The sequence below is a fragment of the Polyangium sp. 15x6 genome (assembly GCF_029960785.1).
Taxonomy (GTDB): Bacteria; Myxococcota_A; Polyangia; order Polyangiales; family Polyangiaceae; genus Polyangium.
In genome coordinates this window covers 134,869-156,251 of the sequence record NZ_JASBQE010000013.1, presented here as the reverse complement: position 1 = coordinate 156,251, position 21,383 = coordinate 134,869, and the positions used below count along the sequence as shown (strand labels likewise).

Annotated in this window: 16 protein-coding genes; 9 read left to right on the top strand and 7 right to left on the bottom strand. The window is 68.6% G+C overall.

What is annotated here, in order from left to right:
- The first annotated feature begins 32 nt into the window (after positions 1 to 32).
- Positions 33 to 668 (top strand): DUF4145 domain-containing protein, encoded by a 636-nt coding sequence (locus QHF83_RS12850; RefSeq protein WP_272421582.1) that lies wholly within the window; start codon positions 33 to 35, stop codon positions 666 to 668.
- Positions 669 to 792: 124 nt separating this feature from the next.
- Here QHF83_RS12850 and QHF83_RS12845 read toward each other — a convergent pair whose 3' ends face one another.
- On the bottom strand, positions 793 to 2,496 hold the full coding sequence (locus QHF83_RS12845; protein ID WP_282418090.1) for an alpha/beta hydrolase domain-containing protein: 1,704 nt from the start codon (positions 2,494 to 2,496) through the stop codon (positions 793 to 795).
- 287 nt (positions 2,497 to 2,783) lie between these two features.
- Between QHF83_RS12845 and QHF83_RS12840 the strand changes: the two genes are divergently transcribed.
- Together QHF83_RS12840 and QHF83_RS12835 are read left to right on the top strand one after the other, a co-directional pair.
- Positions 2,784 to 4,016, top strand: a complete 1,233-nt coding sequence (locus QHF83_RS12840) for a hypothetical protein (RefSeq protein WP_282418089.1) — start codon at positions 2,784 to 2,786, stop codon at positions 4,014 to 4,016.
- Entirely contained in the window at positions 4,013 to 5,065 is a 1,053-nt protein-coding gene (locus tag QHF83_RS12835; protein ID WP_282418088.1) for a hypothetical protein, read from the top strand. Before QHF83_RS12840 ends, QHF83_RS12835 begins: the two co-directional genes overlap by 4 nt.
- A gap of 24 nt (positions 5,066 to 5,089) precedes the next feature.
- Here the strand turns inward: QHF83_RS12835 and QHF83_RS12830 are convergent, their stop codons facing one another.
- A complete protein-coding gene (locus QHF83_RS12830) occupies positions 5,090 to 6,577 on the bottom strand; it encodes an MDR family MFS transporter (protein WP_282418087.1) in 1,488 nt (495 codons plus the stop codon).
- Between the two features lie 53 nt (positions 6,578 to 6,630).
- A complete protein-coding gene (locus QHF83_RS12825) occupies positions 6,631 to 7,686 on the bottom strand; it encodes a nucleotidyltransferase domain-containing protein (protein ID WP_282418086.1) in 1,056 nt (351 codons plus the stop codon).
- A gap of 79 nt (positions 7,687 to 7,765) precedes the next feature.
- Here QHF83_RS12825 and QHF83_RS12820 point away from each other — a divergent pair, with 79 nt between their 5' ends.
- Positions 7,766 to 8,008 (top strand): amphi-Trp domain-containing protein, encoded by a 243-nt coding sequence (locus QHF83_RS12820; protein ID WP_282418085.1) that lies wholly within the window; start codon positions 7,766 to 7,768, stop codon positions 8,006 to 8,008.
- Positions 8,005 to 9,876, top strand: coding sequence for a ribonuclease R family protein (locus tag QHF83_RS12815; protein ID WP_282418084.1), 1,872 nt, complete (start codon positions 8,005 to 8,007; stop codon positions 9,874 to 9,876). The genes QHF83_RS12820 and QHF83_RS12815 overlap by 4 nt, the downstream gene beginning before the upstream one ends.
- A 20-nt stretch (positions 9,877 to 9,896) precedes the next feature.
- On the opposite strand, the gene QHF83_RS12810 is transcribed toward QHF83_RS12815, so the two are convergent.
- Both QHF83_RS12810 and QHF83_RS12805 read right to left on the bottom strand, forming a co-directional pair.
- The gene (locus QHF83_RS12810; RefSeq protein ID WP_282418083.1) at positions 9,897 to 11,792 is read right to left on the bottom strand and encodes an OPT family oligopeptide transporter; all 1,896 of its coding nucleotides are present in this window, start codon (positions 11,790 to 11,792) and stop codon (positions 9,897 to 9,899) included.
- Between the two features lie 53 nt (positions 11,793 to 11,845).
- Positions 11,846 to 13,837, bottom strand: coding sequence for a CocE/NonD family hydrolase (locus QHF83_RS12805; protein ID WP_282418082.1), 1,992 nt, complete (start codon positions 13,835 to 13,837; stop codon positions 11,846 to 11,848).
- A gap of 111 nt (positions 13,838 to 13,948) precedes the next feature.
- On the opposite strand from QHF83_RS12805, the gene QHF83_RS12800 reads away from it, so the two are divergent.
- On the top strand, positions 13,949 to 16,291 hold the full coding sequence (locus QHF83_RS12800) for a M28 family peptidase (protein ID WP_282418081.1): 2,343 nt from the start codon (positions 13,949 to 13,951) through the stop codon (positions 16,289 to 16,291).
- A gap of 1 nt (position 16,292) precedes the next feature.
- On the opposite strand, the gene QHF83_RS12795 is transcribed toward QHF83_RS12800, so the two are convergent.
- Positions 16,293 to 17,078 (bottom strand): hypothetical protein, encoded by a 786-nt coding sequence (locus tag QHF83_RS12795; protein ID WP_282418080.1) that lies wholly within the window; start codon positions 17,076 to 17,078, stop codon positions 16,293 to 16,295.
- 282 nt (positions 17,079 to 17,360) lie between these two features.
- On the opposite strand from QHF83_RS12795, the gene QHF83_RS12790 reads away from it, so the two are divergent.
- From QHF83_RS12790 to QHF83_RS12780, 3 genes are all read left to right on the top strand, one after another.
- Complete coding sequence (locus tag QHF83_RS12790; RefSeq protein ID WP_282418079.1) at positions 17,361 to 18,650, top strand: ferredoxin--NADP reductase; 1,290 nt, start codon at positions 17,361 to 17,363, stop codon at positions 18,648 to 18,650.
- A gap of 131 nt (positions 18,651 to 18,781) precedes the next feature.
- A complete protein-coding gene (locus QHF83_RS12785; RefSeq protein WP_282418078.1) occupies positions 18,782 to 19,483 on the top strand; it encodes a MerR family transcriptional regulator in 702 nt (233 codons plus the stop codon).
- A gap of 29 nt (positions 19,484 to 19,512) precedes the next feature.
- A complete protein-coding gene (locus QHF83_RS12780; protein WP_282418077.1) occupies positions 19,513 to 20,691 on the top strand; it encodes a ferritin-like domain-containing protein in 1,179 nt (392 codons plus the stop codon).
- Between the two features lie 29 nt (positions 20,692 to 20,720).
- Here the strand turns inward: QHF83_RS12780 and QHF83_RS12775 are convergent, their stop codons facing one another.
- Positions 20,721 to 21,338, bottom strand: coding sequence for a hypothetical protein (locus QHF83_RS12775; protein WP_282418076.1), 618 nt, complete (start codon positions 21,336 to 21,338; stop codon positions 20,721 to 20,723).
- Positions 21,339 to 21,383: the final 45 nt, after the last annotated feature.

Below are 21,383 nucleotides of genomic sequence, written 5' to 3'. Positions count from 1 at the left end.
AGAGTTGGCTTCCATCGTCGCGAGGAGTAGCCATGTCGACGCAGCGCAACCCGAGCTTTTATTGCCAGGCGTGTCGCATGCAGGTGCAGCTCGTGCACCACGGCGAGCACAAGTACCAGCAGCAGGACGGGACCTCGAAGGACTACGTCTTCGGCCACTGCGCCCGCTGCAACCGCGTTGGGCTGGTCGAATACGAGCACGAAACCGACGGCGCGGCCGCGGAGCCGAGGCAGCTCTGGCCCTCGGTGCTCCGGCCCATCGATTTCGAGCTCCCGCCGCGGGTGATGGAGTCGTACCAGGAGACGCTGCGGTGCGAGGCGGCCGGCGCGTGGATGGCGACGGCGGTCATGGCGCGGCGTACGCTGGAGGTCGTGGTTCGCGAGTTCGCGCCCGATCACGAGCGTTTCCTCGACGGCCTGCGGGCGCTGTACACGAAGGGCCTCATCAGCGAGGAGCTTTGCCGCTGGGGCGAGGAGCTCCGGTTCCTCGGCGACGTCGGCGTCCTTCCCACGGACCCGAAGGCCTCGCATCAGGACGCGAAAGAGGCGCTCGAATTCCTGGGCGCGCTCCTGGAGACGCTCTATCACCTGCGGGAGAAGTTCCGGCGCATGCAGGCGCGGCGCCAGCGAGGGCGGCTCGCAGCAGACGCGCCCGAGCGGCCCTCCTGACCGGCAGGCTATCGATAAACTTGCTGCGCGCCCTGGATCGTCGGTCGTCGTCCTCGGAATACTTGCGTATTCCTGCGTCCTCCTCCCTAGCTCCAGGGCGCTCGCGGCGTTTCTCGACAGCCTGCTATAGCTCGATCTTCGACGCGTCGAGCTGATCGTTCACGGGATCCGCGGCCAGCGTCTTGCTCGGCGGCGGCGCCGTGCCCTTTTCGGCCCACTCCACGAGGGCGTCGAACGCGCGCTCCGCGTAAGGCTGCAGGATCGTGAACTCGTCCTGGGCGCCCTCCTCGGCCGGCGTGCCGTCGAAATCGAAATCGAGCACCCCGTCCGAATGCAGATCCACGTGGCCGCCGCCAGCCACCACGTAGAGCCGATACATGTCCGGATCGCCATATGCGGTCACCGCGTCGCGGTAGGCCTCCGCGTTCGCGATCACCCCGAGCAGCCCGTCCGCGTCGCCGTGGATGCTCACGAGCGGCGCCGAGAACTCGCCGGTATTCGCGTTTTTCAGGGCATACGACACGCTCTCCGGCGTCCAGCCCGCATCCTCGGCCGAGGCCAGGAACGCGTAGAACGGCGGCGGATCCGTATCGTTCGGCGGGAAGCAGCTATACACCGCGCTCTCGGTGAGATCGTGGCCGAGCAGCTCCGCCTTGAAGTAATACGCCGTGAAGTTGTAGTACCCGATCCCCTTGAATTGCGGGAGCGACGCCTTCAGCGAATCGAACGCCGTGTTGTACGCGCTCCAGATCGTCGCCGACGGCGCGCCGAAACCCGCGGCGATCATCGCATCCTGCGCCCCCGAGAACGGCGGCATCTCCGTGTACGCGGCCGGCGTCGAGAGCGTCGCGGGATCGTAAGCCCACTTCATCGCCAGCGCCGCGCGCTCGTTCGTGCTCACGAGGTGGTTTGCCGCGGCATACTCGGCCGGCGTCACCGCCCCGTCCTTGTCCTTGTCGAGCACCCGCGCGTCGGGCCAGTACGCGCCCGACCAGTCGAGCCCGCCCGCGAAGATCCGCTTTCCGCCGGCCTTCTCGCGCTCGTGATCGAGCTCCAGCGCGCGCCGCACCTGGTATCCGCCGTTCGAGAGCCCCACCGCATACACGTGCGTCGGCGCTCTGCACGTCACGATCTCGAGCGACGTCGAGGCCCACGCCGCGAGATCCAGCATCATCGCGCCCCAATGCTGCGTCGGGTGCGTCTTCGAGAGCAAGGTCGCGTTCCCATCAACCCCGCCGTTCGTCATTCCCTTGTTCCCGGCCACGTACGCATAGCCGCGCTTCAGCACCCAGGGAACGATCGTCCCATCGTTCGAGAATTCATTGCGCGTCCCGGGCGTCCCGGCCACCACGAGCTTGCCGTTCCAATCATTCGGCATCTTCAGCACGATCTCCTGCGTCCGCGTGACCCCGCCCTCGGTCACCGTGAGCGTGCCCGTGACCTCGATGCCGGCCACCTCGTCCTTTGGCGCGAGCTTCAGCGAATGCAGGACGCTCGCCTGCATCTTCTTGACCTTCGCTTGCTCCTCGGCCGGAAGCTCGTCGAATTCGGGCGTCCCTGCCTTGAGGCTCCAGTACGTGATGTGCGCGAGCCCCCCGTCGCCGCTGCCATTGTAGAACCTGCGCAGCGTCTCCGTGAGCCCGCCGTCGAGCCCCTCGAAGTCCATCGTCGGCACGCACATCTGCTCGGGGGGATTGCACGCATCGCCCACGCAGGGCGGGTTTTGCGCCGGATCGTCGCTGCACCCCGTGAGGGAGACCGCCGTGAGGGCCACGGCCGCCTGGAATGTGTTTGCCCGTCGAACCAAGGATCGGAAGGTCTTCATCATCGGCCAAATCTAGCAAGGACACCCCGGACCGCTCAATGTCGGCAAAGGCACGGCGCGCCACGTGCGCAGCCGTGTTGGCAGGATCCCGCGCCGATCCGCGTCCGCCCGTTCGCAGACCCTGTCGAATTTCCGCCGGTCGTCGTCGAAGTTCTGCATGTTCGGAATGGACAGGTCTCTCCTCTCTCCCCTGCCCCGTTGTAGGCACGCCGCATGCTTCTCCCTTGATAGCTTGCTGGATGCCGCGATCTCTTTTTCGCGCGCCGGCGCCTTCGCCACGAGGTAACACCGTGCGATCACCTCCCCGACGCCTCATCCTCTCCGCGCTGCTCACCGCCCCGCTCCTCGCGTTCGCGGCGCCCGCCGCGGCGGACGACGCCCCGCCCGCGCTCCGCTGGGATCAGTCCGTGAGCTGTTATCATCTGAAGGAGGGGAAGACGCTCCGCGTCCAATGCACGCAGGACGCCAAAGGAGAGACGTGCCTCGTCGCCCCCGGCGAGATGGTCGGCATCGGCGATCCGCTCGACAAGGTCCAGCCCTGCTCGGCCCACAGCGACGACGAATATCGGCAGCTCGCGCGCCGCGCCCGCATGGTCCCCGCGGTCGCCGAGGCCCCGCCTGGCTACGCGCGCGGCGAGAGCGGCCGGGCTTTTCAGGTCAAATTCGACCTCTTGAACCGCTTCTACATCGGCGTCGGCTGGGCTCCCACCCTGCAATCGAGCCGCGGCTTCGCCGTCCCCCCCGGCTTTCCGTTTGCCCGGGCGAACGCCGAGATGGGCATTCACCTCAGCATTCTCTCGCCGCGAAGGCGCGCCCGGCACGATCTCCGCATCCTCGAGGGCAGCGCCACCTTCGCCGACCTCGAGCTCCGCGGCACGCTCCTCTCCTACGATTACCAGCACGAGCACAGGCGCCCGCTCTTCTGGATCAGCACCTTCTTCGGCGAGCCCGACGTCCACCCGATCCTGCCGCGCATGGGCTTCGGCTTCCGCGTCCTCTCCGTCCTCGATCGCCAGCCCTCGTTCCGCGACGCCCTCGACATGGAGTTCGGCGAGTTCCACGTCGCCTGGAACCCCTGGCAATCGGACGACATGTACAGCCACCTCCGCATCGAAATCGGCGGCGATTTCGGCGCGCACTGGCAGGATCGGAAGATCGTCTCCGGCAAATCGGGCAATTATTTCATCGGACCCACGGCCGCGATCGAGTCGCGCATCAGCCTCGGCAAGGGCGGCCTGCATTATCTCTTCAGTGATCTCACCTTCCGCCGCCCCACCATCGTCTCGGGCGACCTCACGGGCGAGACCGTCAATCGCCTCGCGGGCTCGTTCGCGTACGAGGGCGTGCTCGTCGCGATCAACGACCAGCCCATCTCGGCCCGCCTCGCGGCCGAGGGCCGCACGCAGAACGATTTTTTGCGTGACGTGCGGGCGGTCGAGCTCCGCTTCTTCGCGGGCCTGCGCATGTCCTTCGGCGCCCCGCCGCGCGTCTTCGAGCCGATGCCCGCCTTCGAGGACCCGTGATCCGACGCTCCCTCACCGCCGCGATCGCCGCGATCGCCGTCACCACCGCGCCCATGGCCGCGGCGGACGAGGGAGATTTCATCCATTCGCCCAAAGGCCGCACGTTCCGCGTTCGTTTCGATCCCGAGAGCCGCATCCGCCTCGGCGCCGCTGCCTCCGGCGCGCGCAACGAAAAGGGCCGCATCACCCCCGCGCTCGAGGTCCACGCGGGCATCTCCGTCCGCCGTCGTTATGCCTTCGGCGAGGGCCCCTCGCGGGTCGAATGGCAATTCGATCAACGCATCCTCTCGGGCTTCATCGCGCCCTTCGTCCGCCCGTTCGGCGACATGCCCTCCTTCGACGCCGCGCTCTACGGCGCCGCCGCGCATCGCCACGACCTCGCGCCTCGCATCGTCCTGCCCTCCTCGCCGCCGCTCAGCATCCCCTTCCCCTTCGACGTCGGCTTCGACGGCGAGATCGGCCGCGTCACCGTCCCACGCGCCCTGCCCACGGGCGCCGCGGACGGCGCGGCGATCCCCTTCTTGCGTGTCTCCGTCGCCCGCGCCACTGCCTACCTCGATCCTTTGCGCTCCAACCATCCCGGCCGCAGCATCGAGATCGGCGTGGGCGTGCGGTACGACCTCGACGTCTACGGCCCGCAACGCGGCACCGGCCCCGAGGGCTCGATCGCGCGCCCTCGCCTCGTGCATCGCGTCGCCCCCGGGACGGCCGCCTCGCTCCGCTTCCGCTTCGAAACGCAGGACGGGCTCCTCTCGCTCGACACCCGCGCCGAGGTCGCGCCCCACTGGACCAGCGAGCGCACGTGGAAGCTCGGCGCGCTCGGCTACGGCCGCGTCGAGCGGACGATCCTCGCGATCAACGACGAGCCGATCTCCGCCTTCCTCGAAGCCAGCTATCGCCTCGTTCCCCCCGCGCTCGAGCTCGCCCCTCTGCACGACGTACGCGCGAGCCTCGGCATCGCCTTCGGCCTCGATCTCACGCCGAACCCGCGCGTGACCAAGATCCAGCCGCGCTCGCGGCGGAGCCCGACGGCAGCGCCTGCTCCCTGAACGATCTATTTGGTCGTCAAACGATCAATGCGCGGGAGGCGCCGGCGCGGGGGCCGACTTCGATGTCTTCGTCTCCAGCTGTACGTCCGGGAAAAACAGGGCCGCCACGAACGCGGTGAAACCGAGCCCCGCGATCATCCAGAAGACCGTCCCGAGGCCCGCGTCGAGCAGGCCCGAGATCCGCTGCACGACGTCGGGACCGAGCGTGGACATCCCCTCCCGTGACAGCGCTCGGCTCGCCGCGTCCTTCGGGAGTGACTCGTCCTTCCCGAGCGCCGCGACGATCACGCCACCCATCACGCCGACCGCGACGGCGCCGCCGATCGTCCGGAAAAACATCGTGCTCGCGGTCGCGATGCCGCGCTGCTCCCAGCGCACCGAGGTCTGCACCGCGATGACGAGCGCCGTGTTGGCGCAGCCCATCCCGAACCCGAAGAGCCCGGTCACCACGCGCAGCGCGAGGGGCCCTTGCTCGGCGATGAAGGGAAGCGCGACCGCGGCCGCCCCGGTGCAGCCCATCCCCAGGCGAACGAGCGCGCGGAAGCCCACCCGCGGCAGCAGCCGGCCGGCGACGAAGCTCGCGATCGGCCACGTGACGAGCATGGGCGTGATGGAGCTGCCCGCCTGGGTCGGCGTCCCGCCGCGCACGCCCTGGATGAACAGGGGCACGTACGTGAGGATCGCGATCATCGCGCCGCCGATGACCGCGCCCATCGCGGACGAGAGCGCCATCACGCGGCGCGTGAAGAGCGAGAGCGGCAGGAGCGGCTCCTCGGCGCGACGCTCGACGGCGATGAAGGCCGCGAGCGAAAGCACGGTGGCAAGGACGAACTTCCACGCGGCGGAGTCGTGCACCCCGGAGCTTGCGAGGAGCAGCGCCGTCACGAAGCTCGCGAGCAGGGCCGCGCCGGCGAGATCGAGGCGGCGCTTCTTCCGCTCCACGCGCTCGTGCAAGGCCGTCACGAGCAGGCCCGCGGCGGCCACGCCGAAGGGCAGGTTCATGTAGAAGACCCAGCGCCAGGAGACATTCTCGACGATGAGGCCGCCGATGATCGGCCCGACGAGCCCGAAGAAGCCCCACGCCGCGCCGAAGAAGCCTTGCAGCTTCGCGCGCTCCTCGATGCCGAAGATGTCCGCGATGATCGTGATCGGCATCGGCTGCATGGCCCCGGCGCCGAGCCCCTGGATCGCGCGGGACACGATGAGCGCGGGCATCGACCGCGCCGCGCCGCTCGCCGCCGATCCCAGGAGGAAGATGGCGATCCCCGCGAGCAAGACGGGCTTTCGACCATGCAGATCCGCGAGCTTGCCGAAGATGGGGACCGTGATCGCCGACGTGATCAGGTAGGCGTTCGTGACCCACGAATAATACTGGATGCCGCCGAGATCCCCCGTGACGGTGGGCATCGCGGTGGCCACGACGGTGGCCTCGAGCGCGGCCATGGCGAGGCAGAGCACGAGGCCTGCGACGGTCAGACCTCTGTGCGTGCTTCGTTCGTCTGGAACCGACATGGGGAGGCCGTGTGGTTACTCCGCCGCCGGCACCTCTGCAACCACGGCTCCCTTCAGAACACGCCGAATTGCCGCACGAGGCCCGCGATCTCCTCGTCCTCGTGGAAGAAGACGCGATCGAGCCCTTCCTGGAACGTGTAGGTCAAGCTCGTTGCTTGCTTGAACAGCGCGTCTTCCCCGAACGCTTCGAACGGCAAATCCGAGAGGTGGCGGCGTTTGTCCTCGTCGGTGAGAATGCCCATGAAGGCGTCGTACGAGCCGATCACCTTCTGCGCGGTCTCGACCGAGATCGTCGGCCGGAGCAGCACCTCGCACATCTGCTCGAGCGGCGAGAGGCGCAGCCGCTCCCGCAGGTACCGCACGACGCGCGCCGGATCCACGCCGCCCTCGCCGCGCCGGAACTCGCCCTTGCCGAAGAGCTCGAGCGAGAAGCACGCGAGCATCCCGCTCGCGAAGAGCAGCTTCCGGCTCGTGCGCAGCTTGACGTTCCTGAGCGCCCAGCCGCCCTTGAAGGCCTGCTTGTTCACGAAATCGACGGTGATCGTGCGCCAGTAGCGGATGATGTCGTTCAAGAGGAAGCGCGGCACGAGCGGCAGACGCTTGGAGAACAAAAGACCTCGATCGTCGCCGACGTAGCGGTGCAGCACGAGATCGACGACGCGCTCGAGCGCCTCGCTCTTTCCGATCGCGATCGACTCGAGCAGGAGCAGGATGCGCTGCGTGGTGTTGCGGTTCGTGTCGTCGTGCCCGCCGATGAGGTGCAGCAAGGGGTGGCTGAACGACACGTTGTCGAAGACGCCGAAGGGGCTCGGCGGCTGGAACCTTGCCTCGTGCAGGATCTTCGTGATCGCGAGTGCCTCGTCGAAGTGGGCCCGGTCGGCGCGCCCGTCGACGAGCAGCGTCCAGTCGATGTCGCTGCCGGGCGTGTACTCGCCGCGGGCGAACGAGCCAAAAACGACGATGCTCGTGTCCTCGGGATCGTGCCCTTGCAAGAGCTCGCGGAGCCGGCCGAGCGTCCGCGCGGAGAGGTCACGCGCGGCGAGCACGTGCGGAAAGGCGCGGTTCGCCTTCGCTTCGAGCCGCTGGATCACCTCGGATTTCGCTTCCATTCCGGTTTTCCTGAGGGGGCCGGACACTAGCACATGCCTCCGATGGACATCGCGACGATGAGCCGATTATCCTCCGCCCATGGCCAGAGACGTCACGCGCATCCGTTCGAGGGACGAGTTCGTCGCGCTGCTTCGCCGCGTCGCCGATGCAGTCGAGCGAGGCGAGCCGTTCCGCGTCCAGGTCGGCGGCGTGCGAGTCACGGTCCCGTACGACGCCGAGCTCTCGGTCGAGCACGAGGCCGAGGGTGACGCCGAGGAGATCGAGATGCAGCTCCGATGGCGTCGCGGGCAAGCCGAGAGCGACGGTCCGAACGACACATGAGCGACGGCACGACACGCGGGCGCATTTCCGTTCATCCACGAGGGTTCGGCTTCCTCGTCGTCGAAGCCTCGACGCCCGTCTCCGCGTTCATCGCGCCGCCGGATCTGAACCCCTTCCTCGACGGCGACGTCGTGACCGCGCGGCTCACGTCCGAAGGCAACGGCCGCTTCGTCGCCGCCGAGCTCGCGCTCGTCAGCCGCGCCCGCGCGGAGGTCTTCGGCAGCGTCGTCCTCCGCGGCGGCAAACGGTACCTGCGGATCGATCGCTCCGTGGCGAACACGGACTGGCCCCTCGACACGACGAACGAGCTCGCTGAAGGCACGCACGTCGTGGCCGAGGTCTCGGGCGATCGCCTCGTCGTCGCGCGTGTCGTCCCCGAGGGCGCCGATCTCGGCGTCGAGCGTTGCATCGCGCGGCACGGCCTGCGCGCGGTCTTCGCCGAGACCCTCGAGCGCGCCGCCGAGGAAGCGGCCGCGCGGCCGATCCCCATGGAGCGGCGGCGCGATCTTCGCAACGTACCAACCGTGACCATCGACGCGGCCTCCACGCGGGACATCGACGACGCGCTCTCGGCGTACCCGGCCGACGCGAGCGGCGCGCTCCGCGTGCTCGTCTCGATCGCCGACGTCGACGTCTTCGTCCCCGAGCGCTCGATCCTCGATCGCGAGGCGCGCCTGCGCGGCACGAGCGTCTACCTCGCGGGCCGCGTGCTCCCGATGCTCCCCGAGGCCATCTCGTCGCGCGCGGCGAGCCTCGTCGAGGGCGAGGACCGGCCTGCCCTCACGGCCGAGCTCCGCATCGATCCCGAGGGTCGCATCACCTCGGTCGACGTCTACGAGAGCCTCGTCCGCTCGCGCGCGCGCCTCACGTACGACGCCGTCGACACGTTCCTCTCCGAAGGCCACGCCGAAGGTGTCCCGCACGCCGTCGAGAGCACGCTCCGCTGGCTCCGCACTGCCGTCGCGCGCCTCAGCGCCGTTCGCGCCGCGCGGGGTGGGGTGAACCTCGCGCGCGAGGAGGCGAAGATCGAGTTCGACGCGGGCACGGGCGAGCCGATCGCGATCGAAGCGCGCCGCGAGACCCCCGCGCACAGGCTCGTCGAGCGGCTCATGGTCGCGGCGAACGAGGCCGTCGCGGAGTGGCTCGTCGCGCGGGGCCTCCCCGGCATCTTCCGCGTCCACGACGAGCCCTCGCTCGAGCGCGTCCGCACGCTCGCGCAGCTCGCGCACAACTTCGGCATCGAGGCCGGCTTCGGCCCACGCCTCTCGGCCCGCTCGCTCGCCGCGTTCGAGACGCAGATCGCCGGCGCGCGCTTCGAGCCTGCGATCCGCACCGTGCTCGGACAGACCCTCGGCCCGGCGCGCTACACGCCCGATCCCGGCTCGCATTTTGGCCTCGGCGCGCCGCTCTACCTGCATTTCACCTCGCCGATCCGCAGATACGCCGACCTCGTCGTGCACCGCATCCTCAAGCGGTACCTCGAGGGCCATCGCGATTACGAGGACATCCGCGCCGGGCTCGCCGTCCTCGCCGCGGATTGTGATCGATCCTCGCAAAATGCGGGCAAAGCGGAGGCCGAGCGCCATCGCATGCTCGTCGCGCGCCTTTATGCCGGCCGCCTCGGCGAGGAGGTCTCGGGCAACATCATCGCGCTCAAGCCGTTTGGCCTCCTCGTACAAATCGCCGGCACGGGCGCGATGGGCTCCATTGCCATGGAAGCGCTCCCCGGCGGCCCGTTCCGCACCGATCTCGCCGCGCAGGCCCTCATCGGCCAGGGAAGGCGGTTTGCCGTGGGCGACCGCATCCAGGCGACCGTTGCGGCCGTCCACGAGGAGCTCGGCCGGATCGACCTCGTCCCCGTGGGCTGACCGCAATCCCTCGGCTGCGCCTACTTCTGCAGCACCCCCGCCACCATGAGCAGCTTGATGGCGATTCCCATCAAGCTCTCGCCCGCGATCCACCCGCTCGACACCGGCACCGTCAGCCGCTCGCCGAGCTCCGGCTTCGTCTTGCGCAGCACGTGCGCGATCGTCGCCCCGATGAACATCGCGATCGCGTTGCTCGCCGGGATCACGAGCGCGATCCCGAGCCCCGCCGGCGAAGGCACGAACGGGAGCACCTTCTTCGGCGCGAATCGCTCCGCGAGCGCGAGCACGACGCCGAGGAGAAGACCGATCACCATCGCCCGATCCGCCCCCGGGGGCAAACCGCCGAGCCCGCCCGCGAACGCCTTCGAAACGCCGGCCCACACGAGGCACGACGGCGCGGGCCACTCCTCGCTGCCGAGCACGGACGGGTCCGGCATGATGAGCCAGAACGCCGGCACCACGACGAGCGCCCCCGCCACCACGCCGAAGAGCTGCCCCTTGAGCTGCTGCCGCGGGCTCGCGCCGAGCAGCCACCCGCTCTTCAGGTCCGTCAGCAAATCCGCCGAATGCAGCCCGACCCCGCCCGTCACGTTCGCGCTCATGATGTTGCCGGCGAGGTTACCGGGCGTCAGCAGCCCATAAACCGCCTGCGTCACCGGCCCGAGCGCCTTTGTCGGCGTCACGTCCGTCTCACCCGTCACGCGCGCCGCGACGAACCCCATCACCACCGCGAGCGGCACCGCGATGATTCCGGCCCAGAACGGGATCTGGAAGAGGAACCCCATCAAGAGGATCACGATCGGCGCGAGCACGGCGAACCCCGCGGGGAACCACCACGCCGGGCACTCCACCGCCGCGATCGGCTCCTCCTTCTCGGATTTCTTCGCGCCGCCCGTGAATATCCCCGACAAACCCCGGAACGAGCGCACGATGCTCTTGTAATCGAGCAAGAAGCTCGTCAGGCCCGAAGCGACGAGGATCGCGGCGCCTGGCCAGAGCGTCCACCCGACGATCGCCTTGTAACTCACCTCTTTGATCGCGTGCTCCTCGGCGAGCCTCGGCGCGAGGATCGCGTAGCCGGCCATCCCCGAGAGCAGGAGCGACCACGCCGTGCGGAAGCTCATCAGCGCGCCCGCGCCGACCAGCACGAGCTCGCAGTTCAACATGATCGTCCAGTCCTTCGCCGCGCGCCCCGCGATCTGGAAGGGCAGCGCGATCGAGCCTGGCAGGTTGAACGGGATCCACGCCGCCTTCGCGTCCCGCAAGAACGCGAGCAGCGCGCCCATGAGCCCGGCGATCCCGAGCAGCCGCGCCTTCTCCTTGCCTGCGCCCGCGCCTTCTGCGTTCGCGTCTCCGTGGTGCGCCGCCTCGTGCATCGAGCGCAGCGTCTCGGCCGTCGCCGTCCCCGTCGGGAATGCGAGCGCCTCCTTGTTGATGAGCTGCCGCTTGATCGGGATCGCCGCGAACACGCCCATCGCCGCGATCACGCCGAACCAGACCATCAGCCAGACCGCGCTCGGCCGCATCGTCGTGACCATGAGCAGCGCGCCGAACGCCGCCATGTTCCCGCCGCCCGTCATGTACCCGGCCGCGGACGCGACCGAGCCCATCGCGTTGTTCTCCAGGATCGTGAACTCGCTCCTCGTCAGCTTCGCCGCGCGCAAGAGCTCGAAGAGGGCGAACGCCAGGATGCAGGCGGTCAACGTGACGCCGAGGCTCCACCCCGTCTTGAAAAAGACGTAGAGGTTGGACAAACACATCACCCCGCCGATGAGCATCCCGGCGATGATCGCGCGCGGCGTCAGCTGTTTTTCCCCTTTGCGATAGACCGTATCGAGCCATTGTTGCTCGGGGTCCTTCGCGGGTGCGTTTTCCGGCGCGGAAGCGGGCTCGGCGGAGGGGTTCATCGTGGTCATCGCGGGATCGAACGCGAGCGTACCGGAGAAACGTTCGAGGTGCGAAGAAAAACCTACTCGTCCAGCGCCGGGAGGATCGTCACTTCCAGCGCGCTCGGCATCACCTGCGACCGATACACCCGGTGCGTCGCCTTCGTGTAATCACCCGCCTTCGCCTCGAAGATGTTCGGCACGAATTTCTGCGGGTTTCGATCGATGAACGGGAACCAGGTCGATTGCACCTGGATCACGATCCGGTGACCGCGTTTGAAGGTGTGGAACACGTCGTTCACCGCGAACTTCACCTTCGTCGGCTCGCCCGGGACGAACGGCTTCGGCGTCTCGTAGCTCTCGCGGAACCGGCCGCGGAACGGCTCGCCGCGCACGAGGATCTGCTGGCCTCCGCGGTCCTTCTTGCCGTCCCACCGATCTTCCTTCTTGAACCCCGGCATCTTCCCGGGGTTCTCGTCGATGAGCTTCACCACCCAGTCCGCGTCGGTCCCTGTCGTGCTCACCCAGAACTCGGCCTCGAGCGGGCCCGCGAGCGTGACGTCCCGCTCGAGCGGCTCGGAGCGATATTCGAGCACGTCGGGCCTTCGCGACGCGAAGCGCTGATCCTCGGTCATGTAACTCGACGACCAGCCATTCGACATCTCCTGCGTGTACGGCACGGGTTTGTCGGGGTCGCTCAAGTATTCGTCGCTCTCGGCCTCCGCGTTCTTCGGCGGCTCGAACGACAGCGCGCCGCTCCCTTGCAAATAGAGCCGCCCTTTCTTCGCCTCGCGCGGGGGCCAGGCGTCGAACCGCCGGAAGCGATTGGCGCCCCCCTCGAAGACCAGCGCCTCGGCGAGCTCCGGATCCGGCCCGTCCTTCAGGTGGTGCTTGAAGAACGCGAGTTCGAGGTCCTGGAGCACGGGCGACGTCGCGAACCCGAAATCCGCGTCGCCGAGCTTGTCCCCCGTCGTATGGTACCAGCCCCCGTGTTTCCATGGTCCCATCACGATCGAATTCTTCGCGCCCGGGTTTTGCGCCTCGATCGCGCGATACGTGGCGAGCGGACCGTAGAGGTCCTCCGTATCGAAAAATCCTCCCACGACGAGCACGGCGGCCTTGATGTTGCGCAGGTGGGGCAAGATGTTCCGGGCTTGCCAGAACGCGTCGTAGTTCGGGTGCGCCACGATGTCGCGGAAGAACGGGCGCTCGCCCTTGAAATGCTTCGCCTCGGCCTCGGACAGGGGCCCCGCGGAGAGGAAAAACCGATAGGCGTCGGGCGTCCCGTAATCGACCCCATCCCAGTCGTCCTCGCTGTCCTCCTTGGGCTTCGGCCGCGGTTTGTCGAACGACCCGAAGAAATGGAACGCGAGCTGCAAATTGAAGGCGCCGTGCCGGTGCATGTCGTCGCCGCGGAACCAGTCCCCGATCGGCGCCTGCGGCGAGACCGCCTTCAACGACGGATGCGAGTCGATCGCCCCCGCCGACGAATAAAACCCCGGATACGACACCCCGAGCATGCCCGCGCGCCCGTTGTTCCCGGCCACGTTTTTCGTCAGCCACTCGAGCGTGTCGTACGTATCCGTGCTTTCGTCGATGTCCTTCGGCCCCTTCTTGTCGAGGTGCGGCCGCACGTTCACGAACTCGCCCTCGGACATGTAGCGGCCGCGCACGTCCTGATTCACGAAGATGAAGCCCTCCTTCTCGAAGGCCTCGGTGAGAAAACGCCCGCGGTACCGATCGGCCCCGTACGGCGCCACGGAGTAGGGCGTGCGCATCATGAGAAACGGATACTTCCGTGACGGGCTCGCGTCGTTCGGCACGTACACCACCGTGAAGAGCCGCACGCCGTCGCGCATGGGAATGCGATATTCGTATTTCGTGTACCTCGACCGGATGAACTCCGCGCGCGCGTCCCGTTGCTCGCCCTCGCTCGAAGGCGCGGGCGCTGCGGCGGGCGCGGGGAGCGCCGGCGGCGGTGTCGGGGCGGCCTTCTCTTCGACGTGGCAGGCGGGCGAGGCGAGGAGCGCGAGGATCAGCGGGGATGTGCGGGCGAGAGAAACACGAGCGGACACGAACGACCTCCTGGGAGCGCCGGGGGCGCACAGGATAGACGCCATCCCGTGGCCGCTGTGACCAAAATTCAATCGACGTGCGCCGCACCGCCTGGGTGGTAGGGTCGGGACATGGTGAACAAGCCGGAAGAGCGCCCGGGGGCCATCCTTCGGCTCGGACGCGCCGAGACCACACGCGCCCTCGTCGTCCTCGCCCTCCTCGCGATCGTCGCCTTCCGGATCTTCGGGTTCGTCCCGAAAGACCCACCCGCGAGCGCGCCGCCGCAGGCTTTCTCGGTCGAGCGCGCCGCGGCCCACGTCGCGCGCCTCGCCGCGGCGCCGCGACCACCGGGCACCCCGGGCCACGACGCCGCGCGGGAATTCATCCGCGGCGAGCTCACGCGCCTCGGCATCTCCGAGGAAATGCAGCGCGCCACGGCGCTCGGCACGCACTGGGGCGTGCCGTACGACGTCGCCCGCGTGGAAAACCTCGTCGCGCGTTTGCCGGGGCGCGAGCGTGGCCCGGCCCTCGCGCTCGTCGCCCATTACGACTCCGTCCCGAATGCCCCCGGCGCGGCCGACGACGCGAGCGGCGTCGCCGTCCTGCTGGAGACGGCCCGCGCCCTCCGCGGGGGCCCCGCGCTCCGCAACGACGTGATTTTCCTGTTCACGGACGCCGAAGAAGCCGGCGTCCTCGGCGGGAACGTCTTCGTCCGCGAGCACCCATCGTTTCGCGACATCGGCCTCGTGCTGAACTTCGACGGGCGTGGCACCCGAGGCCCCGTCGGGCTCATCGAGACGAGCGCCGGCGCCGGCGCGCTCGTGCGGCATTTCGCGGACGCCGCGCCCGATCCGGTCGCCTCGTCGCTCTTCCCCGAAATCGCGCGCCGCCTCGGCCACCAGACCGACATCTTTCCATTTTTGCGCGCCGGCGTGCCCGGGATGAATTTCGCGTTTGCCGACGGCGCTGCCCATTACCACGCGCCCGCCGACGATCCGGCGCACCTCGACCGGCGGACCCTCGCGCACGAAGGAACACTCGCGCTCGCCCTCGCGCGGCGCTTCGGGGACCTGGATCTCACGACCCTCACGGCCGAGCCGGTCGTTTATTTCGACGTCCCGGGCCTCGGCCTCGTCGTCTACGGCCGCGCTTGGGCGCTGCCGATTGCAATGATCCCCGCGGTGCTATTCGTCCTCGCGCTCGTCTTCGCCGTGCGGCGTGGGCAGGCGCGCCCCGCTCGTGTGCTCGCCGGGTTCGGCGCGCTCCTCGCCTCGCTCGTGGTCGCGGCCGCGCTCGCGGCCGGGCTCGTCGCCGCGCTCCGCGCCCTCACGCCCACGTGGGGCGCGTTCCGCGGCGATCCCTTCGATCCGGGCCTCGCGCGCATGGGCCTCGCTCTGCTCGGTGTCGCCGTGTATGCCTCCGCGTATCGGTTTTTCCGGGCACGCCTCTCCCCGTTCGAGCTCGCGCTCGGCGCGGCCGCAGCCTGGCTCCTCCTCGCCCTCGCCACGGCCGCGCTCCTCCCGGGTGCGAGTTTTCTTTTTGCCTTCCCGCTCGCCGCGTCGCTCGCGGGCCTGCTCGTCTGGCAAAGGCGCCCTTCTCCGGAATCGCCGTCGAGCGGCCTCTGGCTCCTGCTTTCCGCGCTTCCAGCGCTCGTGCTCGTCGTCCCGGTCCCTTACCTCCTCCTCATCGCGCTCGGCTTGCCGCGCGCCGCGCCGGCCGTCGCCGTCGTCGTGCTCCTCGCAGGCCTCTCGGCCCCGCTGCTCGAAATCCTCGGCGCGGGTGCGTCACGAAAACCCGCCCTCGGCCTCGCCGGCGCATGCGTGATCACGCTCGGCCTGGCCGTCGCGACAAACTCATTCTCTCCCGCAGAGCCCCGCCCTGCGTGCCTCGCGTACGCCCTCGACGCCGACCGCCGCGCGGCCGTCTGGACGACGACGGAAGAAAAGCCAGCTCCCTGGACGGCGTTGCACATCCCCGAAGCCACGCGCCGCGCCCCGCGGTTCTCCCTCCCCGGCCAGGGCACGCTCCGGCACGAGGCCGAGGCGCCGCCGCTCGACGCCCCGCCTCCCCAGCTCGAATCCCTCGGCGACACCCTTCACGATGGAACCCGCACCCTCCGCTTTCGGATTCGCTCGGGCCGGAGCGCTCCGTTCGTCCTCGTCTCGGTCACCTCGGAGGCGCCCATCCGCGGCGCGACGATCGACGGGCGCCGCGTGGACGAGTCGAGCGGATTTCGCGCGACGACCGACGAGCCCTGGGGTTTTACCTTCCAGGGTTTGCCCACGGAGGGCATCGAATGGTCGATCGACATCGCGCCCGGCGCGCCCGCGACCGTGCGGGTGGTCGATCGGACGTACGCCTTGCCCGAAGAGCTCCTCCGCGCGCCGATGCCCGCGGACGTGATGCCGATGCCCTTCCGGATCGCCGGCTCGACGTTCGTCGCCGTCGAGCGCTCCTTCGGCCCGGGCCCCTGAATCAACCCGCCTTCATCCGCGCCCTTTTTTTCCTCGGCCCGCTTTCGGGCTTCATCGTCTCGCCGCGCAGATGCTCCCAGAGCGGCAGCGCCGGCACGAGCGGATCCTCGGCTTCCGCGACCGCGCGGCGAAGGGCCTGCGTATCCAGCGGCCCGCCCCTGGGCCACAGCACCTCGCCTTGCCCATCGGCCACGTTGTGGAGCGCGTCGATCACCTTCCCGCGCGTCACGCCGAGCGTATCGTGCACCAGAAGACCCGGCCGGAAGAGCTCTTCTCGTTCCACGAGCGCGCGCTCGAACGCTTCCTCGTCGAACGTCCCGCTGCCATCGGTCCCGAAGCCGAGCTCCTGCGGCGAGGCGGCGATCGTCTTTTTTTCGTACGTCTGGACGACACCCCTGTCGATCGCGATGCGCTCGCCCTCGCCGTCGATCATCGCGCGGCCGTCGAATCCGTCGGGCGTGAAACGCATGGCCACGTCGTAGTCGCTCATGTCCGACGATGCCCAGCCCACGTATTGCCAATCGCGCGCGCCGGCCCTCCGGAGCGCCTCGGCCGGGGCCGAGGCCCAGTCGTCCACCAGGAACACCTCGCAGCCGAACGAAAATGCTTGCGATTTGAGCCGGAAATTCCCGGGGAAGTAGAACACCGCCTCGACGCGCGGGCTCACGGCGACACGCACGAGGCTCTCGCCCGCGAAGCCCGCCTCCGCATCGGACCACGGATCCACGATGGCCTTCGCCGAGCAGCGACGTTTGTCGTACAGGTACGCGACGAACAGGTAGCTCACGGTATCGAGCAAAGCATGGTGCAGGCTGGATGACAACTCGTACCGCCGACGAACCAGCGCCGATGGTACGAGCATGAAGCATCCAATGCCGGTCTTTACCGCTCCGATCGTCGTTCCGTCGATTTCGTGCCGCATCCCCGATCCCGATCCCTCGGGCGCGCCGAAGAAGAAATCACCCCGGCCCCCGAGCACTGCACGACGGCTGCCGCTGAACCGTCGCCGCAAGCGCACAGTGTAAAGTGACACTTGACACTTTGCAGTCAGGGGAAGTACAAGCGAGCCATGGAGCTCGACAAGGCCCGACACGAGAGGGAGCGGGAGAACGACGCGCGAAGAGGCTCCGGCCCCGCGGCTCTCCTGCCCGCCACGATCGTCGTCCGGCTCGAAGCGCTGGTGCGCGACGTACGCACGGTCTTGAGCGATTTCACCGGCGCGCGCCCCGCGCCCTACGCGATCCGCGCGCCGCTCGCCCGGCACCTCCTCACCGTCACGCCCGAGCCGAGCGCCGGCATCACGCCGCGCAGGCTCCGCGTCACCCGCGTTGAGCGTGAGACCAAGGACGCCGTCTCGCTCACGCTCACCGATCCCGAGGGCCGCCGCATCTCGTTCGTGCCCGGCCAGTTCTTCACGGTGCTCGTCACGCTCGCGAGCGGCGAGGTGCTCCGCCGCGCCTATTCGATCTCGAGCCTCCCCGACGAGGACGGCGCCGCCGCCGAGGTGACGATCACCATCAAACGAATGCCCGGCGGGCGCGCCTCGAACCACCTGAACGAGCGGGTCGCGGAAGGCGCGCTCCTCGACGTGCTCGGCCCCTCGGGCAGCTTCACCGTGACGCCGGATCCCGCGGCGCGAAGGCACCTCGTGCTCATCGCGGGAGGCAGCGGCATCACGCCGCTCGCCTCGATCACGCGGACCACGCTCGCCCGCGAGCCCGGGAGCCGCGTCTCGCTCGTGTACGGAAACCGCGGCGAGGCCGACATCATTTTCCGCGACGCGCTCGGTTCCCTCGCTCGCGCCCACGCGGACCGCTTCACGCTCCGCCACGTCCTCTCCGATCCGCCCGCGGGTTTCACCGGACGCACGGGCCTGCTCGATCGTGACAACGTCACGCGCGAGCTCGACGCGATCGCCGCTTCCTCGGGCCTCGAAGCGGACGCAGCCGCGTATTTCGTCTGCGGCCCCGAGCCGATGATGGTCGCCGTGCGCGAGGCCCTCCTCGCTCGCGGCGTCGATCCCGCCCGCATCCACGAGGAGCGATTCTCCGCGCCCGCGCGCCGCACCACGCCCGCGCTCCCGACGACCTCCGCCCCTGTCGAGATCCGCCTCCGCGGCCGCACGAAGACCGTCTCCGCGGCTCCCGGACAAACCCTGCTCGAGGCGGGCCTGGCCGCGTCGCTGCCCATGCCGTTCTCGTGTACGATGGGCGGGTGCGGCGTGTGCAAAGTAAAGCTCCTCTCGGGGAACGTGACGAGCGAAGAGCCGAATTGCCTGCACGAGGAGGAGCGAAGCCAGGGGTTCGTCCTCGCGTGCGTGTCCCGCGCGGAGGCGCCGTGCGCGGTGGAAGTGCCGTGATGGACGTCGCGCTCGCGAGCAAGGAGCCCGCGCGTCCCGCGAAGCCTCCGAGCGTGGGGGGGTTCGGGGGCGAAGCTCGGCCTGCCCGAGCGAAGCCCCCGAACGTAGACCGCGAGGCCTATCCGTATCGCATGAAGGACCTCTGCGAGCGGACGGGCCTGCCGCGGCAGGTCATTCATTTCTACATCCAGCAGGGCCTCGTGCCCGAGGGCCACAAGACCGGCCGCAACATGGCCTATTACGGCGAGGAACACCTCGCCCGCGTCCTGCTCGTGCGCAAGCTCCAGCACGAGCGTTTCCTCCCGCTGCGCGCCATCAAGGCCCTGCTCGAGGAGCGCGACGAGGCCTTCAGCCCCGCGCAGCGCAGGTTCGTCCACGAGGTGAAGGCGCGCCTCAGCGCCACCCTCGGCGCGCGCGCGGACAAACCCACGACCGCCGACGCCCTTGAGCTCATCCAGAAGCTCGGCCTCTCCCGGAAAGATCTCGAGGACATGGTCGAGCTCGGGCTCATCGCGGCCGCGGAGGAGCACGACGCCTCGGGCCGCGCGCGGCTCGTCGTGGCGAGCGACGACACGTGGATCCTGGAGACGTTCGCCGAGTTCCGACGGATCGGCTTCGAGGAGTCGATCGGTTTCTCGGCGCGCGACATCCTGATGTACGAGGAGGCCATGGGCGCGCTCTTCGCCCGCGAGGCGAAGCTCCTCGCCGAGCGCCTCTCCTCGCTCTCGCCCGAGCAGGCCGCCTCCATGGTCGAGCGGGCGCTGCCGCTCATCAACGCCTTTCTGGTCCGCTACCACGACGCGCTGGCGAGGGACTTCCTCGCGACACTTTGAGGTGCAACGGTTTTCGGAGGAGACGAATCATGTTCGACACGAGCCGGCTCACGAGGTTCCTCCCGCCGAGGATGCAATCGCAGATCGACGCGTATTTCGAGGCCATGGAGGTCCTGTTCTCGGTGAAGGATCCCAAGGTGCTCGGCGCGCTCGGCCCCTCGAGCGTGCGGGGCCTGCTCCTGCACCGCGGCAAGCAAGGCACGCCGACGAACATGCCCGCGACGCACACGGCCCATTTCGACTGGAGTTACCCGAACGATCAGCCCGAGATGGCGGACCTCTACCGCCGCGCCAAGGTCGGCCAGTGGAACGGCGACGATCTGCCCTGGCACACGAGCGTCGATCCGCTCGATCCCGAGCGACCGCTCATCCCCGAGGAGTTCCTCTGCTTCGAGGACATCGAGGCGCTCGGCATCAAGCTCGACAAGAAGGAGCGGGCGGAGCTCGGCTACAGCATGTGCGCCTGGATGCTCAGCCAGTTCTTGCACGGCGAGCAGGGCGCGCTCTTCGCCGCCGCGCAGGTGACCGAGGCCGTCCAGTTCTTCGACGGCAAGCTCTACGGCGCCACGCAGGTGATGGACGAGGGCCGCCACGTCGAGGTCTTCAATCGTTACCTCGATACGAAGCTCAACAAGCTCTACCAGATCAACGACAACCTGTTCGTGATCATCGACTCGCTCATGACCGACGGCCGCTGGGACATGAAGTTCCTCGGCATGCAGATCATGGTCGAGGGCCTCGCGCTCGGCGCGTTCAGCACGCTGTACAAGCAGACGAAGGAGCCGCTCTTGAAGGAGGTCCTCAAGATGGTCATCCAGGACGAGGCGCGGCACGTGCATTACGGCGTGTGCGCGCTGCGCGAGCATTTCACGAAGCACATCACCGAGCGCGAGCGGCAGGAGCGCGAAGACTGGTCGTTCGAGGTCGCGCTGCTCATGCGCAACCGCTTCGCCGCGTACGAGGTCTACGAGGAGTGGTTCGAGGGCCGGATGACGCGCGCCGAGTGGCGAAACGTGGTGAACCGGTCGCAAGGGATGAACGAGTTCCGGACCGTGATGTTCAGCCGCCTCGTGCCGAACCTGCGCGAGATCGGCCTGCTCTCGCCGCGGATCATGCCGCGGTACGAGGAGGTGGGCCTCATGCGGTACTTCGGCGGGCTCGCCGCCGACAAACTCACGGCGGACAAGCTCCTCTCGGATCTACATTGAGTCAGGGCGGGATGGGGTCTCCTATCCCGTCACGATCCCTCGAGCCCGCGCCACGGCTTCGGGAAGAATCGCCATTTGCCATTCACGAACGTGAGCCCGTCGAACGCCATGCCGAGCGTCTCGCCGGGCTTGACGAACTTGAATCGATACCAGCGCACGCCCGGCTTCATCGCCTCCACGGCCTTCTTGTATCCGCCGGGGAAATTCGGCCCGTCGCCCTGGCCCGTCGCGATCTCCTCCGTCGTCGCCGAGTAGAGAAGGAGCTGGGTTTGTCCCTCGTTCGGCTTGATGGCCGCGTTCGGGTCGGACCACATCTTCTTGTAATGCGATTCGAGCTTGCCCGCGGCCTCTTCCTTGAAGACGGCCTTGTAATCCTCGGCCGTCGGCTCGAGCGGCTTCGTGAGCGCCGCGTGATCGACGCCGGGCTTCAAGAACTGTTCGAGCAGCGCCTTCGCCGCGTCCGTGTCCGCGCCGCCGCTCGACGGCGCCGCCGCGCTCTCGCCCGCGGGCTTCTGCCCCGACGCGGCCTTCCCCTCGGCGGATTCGGGCTTCGCCTCTCCGCTGGTCGCCTGGTCGGATTTCTTGCACCCGACAGCGCAGAGCATCACCACGACGAGCGATATCGCAGAAAACGAACGAATGGACACGGACACCTCCCTCGGACGCACGAGCGCCCCGGCGCGCGAGTCTAG